General features: G+C 74.4%; 3 protein-coding genes. 1 reads left to right on the forward strand and 2 read right to left on the reverse strand.

The features are described from left to right. Positions 1-31: 31 nt before the first annotated feature. Both ACOV8S_RS22205 and ACOV8S_RS22210 read right to left on the reverse strand, forming a co-directional pair. Positions 32-1,543: an aldehyde dehydrogenase family protein gene (locus ACOV8S_RS22205; RefSeq protein ID WP_448319706.1), complete on the reverse strand. Its 1,512-nt coding sequence runs from the start codon at positions 1,541-1,543 to the stop codon at positions 32-34. Continuing rightward, positions 1,540-2,484 carry an oxygenase MpaB family protein gene (locus ACOV8S_RS22210; protein ID WP_448319707.1) on the reverse strand — a complete coding sequence of 315 codons (945 nt, stop codon included), beginning with the start codon at positions 2,482-2,484 and terminating at the stop codon, positions 1,540-1,542. Before ACOV8S_RS22210 ends, ACOV8S_RS22205 begins: the two co-directional genes overlap by 4 nt. A gap of 247 nt (positions 2,485-2,731) precedes the next feature. Between ACOV8S_RS22210 and ACOV8S_RS22215 the strand changes: the two genes are divergently transcribed. Then, a partial coding sequence (locus ACOV8S_RS22215) for an ATP-binding cassette domain-containing protein (RefSeq protein WP_448319708.1) occupies positions 2,732-3,810 on the forward strand: 1,079 nt, incomplete at its 3' end.

Genomic DNA, 3,810 nt, shown 5'->3' on the forward strand with positions numbered 1-3,810 from the left:
CTTCGAGGTGCCGGCCGCCGCCCGCGACCGCTCAGCGCCGCCGGTGCAGCGACTGCGCCATGCGCACCGCGCGCTCGCGGACGGCGGCCGGCACCTCGAAGGAGGTCAGGGCGATCGGCGGGCTGAAGCGCTGCACCGTCATGGACTGGACCGAGGTGAACGCGCGCAGCCCCTCCTCGCCGTGGATGCGCCCGAAGCCGGACTCCTGGGTGCCGCCGAACGGCAGGGCCGGCACCGCGGCGAAGCCGAGGACGGAGTTCACCGACACCGCTCCGGCCCGCAGCCGGGAGGCGACGGCCGCTCCGGTGCGCGCGCTCCCGCCGAACACCGCCGCGCCCAGGGCGTAACGGGAGGCGTTGGCCCGGTCCACCGCTTCGTCGACGTCGGCGACGGAGTTGACGACCACGACCGGGCCGAAGGTCTCCTCCGTCATCGCCGCCGCGTCCTCGGGCACCCCGGTCAGCACGACGGGCTCCACGTAGGGCGCCTTCACCGACTCCGGTCCGCCCAGCAGGGCCCTTCCGCCCGACTCCACCGCCCCGGTCACGTGCCGTTCGACGACGGGGACCTGGCCGGGCATCGTCATCGGCCCGTAGGCAGCGCCGTCCTCGGCGCCCGTCCGCAGCGCCGTGGCCCGCTCGACCACCCGCCGGCACAGCTCCTCGTGGATCTCGCGCACCGCGTAGACGCGTTCGACGCCCGCGCAGGTCTGGCCGGCGTTGCTCAGCGCACCCCACACGATCGCCTCCGCGGCGGCGTCCAGGTCCGCGTCCGCCGTGACGATCACGGCGTCCTTGCCGCCGCACTCGGCCAGGAACGGGGTCAGGGACTCGGCGCACACCGCCATCACCTTGCGGGCCGTGCCGGGCGATCCGGTGAAGGCCAGCTTGTCGACCCCCGACCGGGCCAGCGCCTCCCCGGTGGAGGCGCCGCCGGTCACGGTGCTGAGCAGCCCGGCGTGCTCCGGCACGGCGGCGTCGAAGAGCTCGGCGAGCAGGAGTCCGGTCGCCGGGGTCAGCTCGGACGGCTTGAGGACGACGGCGTTGCCGGCCGCGAGGGCGTAGCCGACGGACCCCATCGGCGTGTAGCAGGGGTAGTTCCACGGCCCGATGACGCCGACCACGCCCAGCGGCCGGTACACCAGGGAGGCCCGCTGGTGGACGGTGAAGAGGGTGGTGCCGACCTTGCGCCGGCGCAGCACCCGGCCGGCGCTGCGGGCCGCCCAGGCCAGGTGCTCCAGGGTGAGGACGACCTCGAGTTCCGCGTCCCCCGCGGGCTTTCCGGTCTCCTGCGAGATGGTCCGTGCGACGGCGCCGAGTTCGGCGGCCAGGGACCGCTTCCAGCGAAGGAGCTGGTCGCGGCGGCGGGCGGCGGGCAGTGCGGCCCAGCCCGCCTGGACCTTCCGGGCCTGGGCGACCGCGTGCGCGACCTGCTCGGGGCCGTCCACCGGGTGCTCGGCGAGGGGTGCTCCGGTGGCCGGGGAGCGGGTGGTGAAGGTCGTGGCGCTCGCGGCGGTGTCCGTGGCGGAGGTGGTGTCGGTCATCGGGGCTCCTGACGGGGGACGTCGTGCGGGGAGGTCTGCTGGTGCGGGACGACGACCGCATCCGTCGGCGCCTCGTCGTGCAGCGGGGCCGTCGGGCGGGAGTGGGCCCAGTGCGGGCCGAGGTCGTCGAGGGTCCAGCCGAAGGGGTAGGTGCGTGCCTCGGGCAGTTTCGGGAAGCGCTCCGGGCGGCCGGGCAGCAGCCGGATCAGCGCCGCCCGGGTGCGCAGCGCGCGGTGGGTCGCCGTCCTGAGCCAGAGGGGCTGGGGGCTGAAGCCCAGGGCGGTGAGCAGCGGCTCGTCGAGGGCGGCGAGGGCGACGCGGGTCGCGATCCGACGGAAGGGCGCGGGGTACCAGGCGGCGAAGACGCGCAGGGTCGCCGCGGCCACCCTGCGGTTGGCGGGGTGGTAGGCGAACATCTCCCGCTCGTAGGCGTCGTGGAGCTGCTCGAACGCGGCGTAGGTGTCGGGCACGCCGGTGATGCCCATCATCTCGCCCATCCGGTGACCGACCAGCGCGAGGCTCTCGGCCTCCTGGTCGCACAGCCGGCGCCAGCCGTACCGGTCGATCCAGCGCTTGGGGCCGACCACCGTGGTGGCCAGGACGTAGAGGAAGTCCTCGTTGGGGATGCGGTAGCGGCCGTGGATGCGGTTGAGGTGGCGGGCGGCGGCCCGTCCGTGCTCGGAGTCGATGCCCTCGCGCACCATCTCGTAGGCGATCAGCACCGTGTCGTCGTAGCGCTTCTGGCCGGCGCGTTCGAACTCCTGGGTGCGGTCGAGGAGCCTCGAGATGCGGGGCACGCCGTAGTCGCGCAGGAAGGCGATCGACGTCCCGTGGAGGTAGTCCGCCGGGAACTCGTAGTGCGTGATCCAGCGGTAGATCTGCTGGTGGTCCCGTCGGGGGTCCATCTGCCGGATGCGCCGAAGCCGGCGATATCGGCCCATGCGTCGTTCCTCCCCGCCACCGTGTACGCACACCCCCGCGAGTCGGAGATACAAAAACTATCGATGTGTTTCACACGGCCCGTCAATACTCCGGCGGTACACTGGCGGGGTGATCGGGTTCTTCTCCTTCTTCCTCTGAGTTCCGCCCGGGAGGCACCGGCCGGACGCCGGTCATGGCGTCGCGCCGGCCGTCGCGCTTTCCCGCCGTCGTCCGATCACCTCTCTCCTCCGATACGGCGGAACCTTGATGCACACCCCTCCCTTTCCGGGCACAGCTCTGCCCGAAGACCGGTCCGGCGTCTTCCAGTTGGTGCTGGACGAGGTGTCCCTCTCCCCCGGCGGCCGTCCGCTGCTCGACGGTGTGCGCGGCTCCGCGGCGCTCGGTGAACGCGTCGGCGTGGTGGGTGAGAACGGCTCCGGCAAGTCCACCCTGCTGCGGGTGCTGGCCGGGCTGGAACAGCCCTCCTCCGGCCGGGTCGAGGTCCGCGCCCCGGGCGGTGTCGGCCATCTGCCGCAGGTCCCCGGCCTGCCGCCCGGGGACACCGTCCAGGACGCGGTCGATCACGCCCTGGCCGATCTACGGGCCCTCGAACGCGCGCTGCGGGACACCGAGGGCGCCCTCGCCACGGCCGGTCCCGAGGAGACCGGGCCGCTGCTGGCCGCCTACGGCGACCTGCTCGAGGCCTTCGAGGCCCGCGACGGGTACACGGCCGACGCCCGGGTCGCCGCCTCCCTGCACGGCCTGGGCCTGGGCCGGATCGCCACCGGCCGCCGCCTGGGCAGCCTGTCCGGCGGCGAGCAGGCCCGGCTCGCCCTGGCCTGTGCGCTGGCGGCGTCACCGCAGTTGCTGCTGCTGGACGAACCGACGAACCATCTCGACGCCTCCGCCCTGAGCTGGCTGGAGGAGCGGCTGCGGACCCACCGGGGGACGGTGGTGGTGGTCTCCCACGACCGTCTCCTCCTGGAGCGGGTCGCCACCACGCTGTGGGAGGTGGACGCCGAACGCCGTGCGGTGCACCGTCACGGCGACGGCTACGCCGGGTACCTGCGGGCGAGGTCCGCGGCCCGGCGGCGCTGGGAACGGGCGTACCGGGACTGGCTGGACGAGCTGGCGCAGCAGCGCGCCCTGGCCGCGCGGGCCGCGGACCGGATGGCGTCGGGGGCGCGGCGCGCGGCCACGGCGGAACGGTCGAACCAGCGGCACCAGCGCGGTGTCGAGCGGCAGATCTCCGCCCGGATCCGCAACGCCGGGGAGCGGCTGCGGCGCCTGGAGGAGAACCCGGTCCCCCGCCCGCCCGAACCGTTGCGCTTCCGCCTGCCGGCGGG

The organism is Streptomyces sp. CO7, assembly GCF_053474865.1.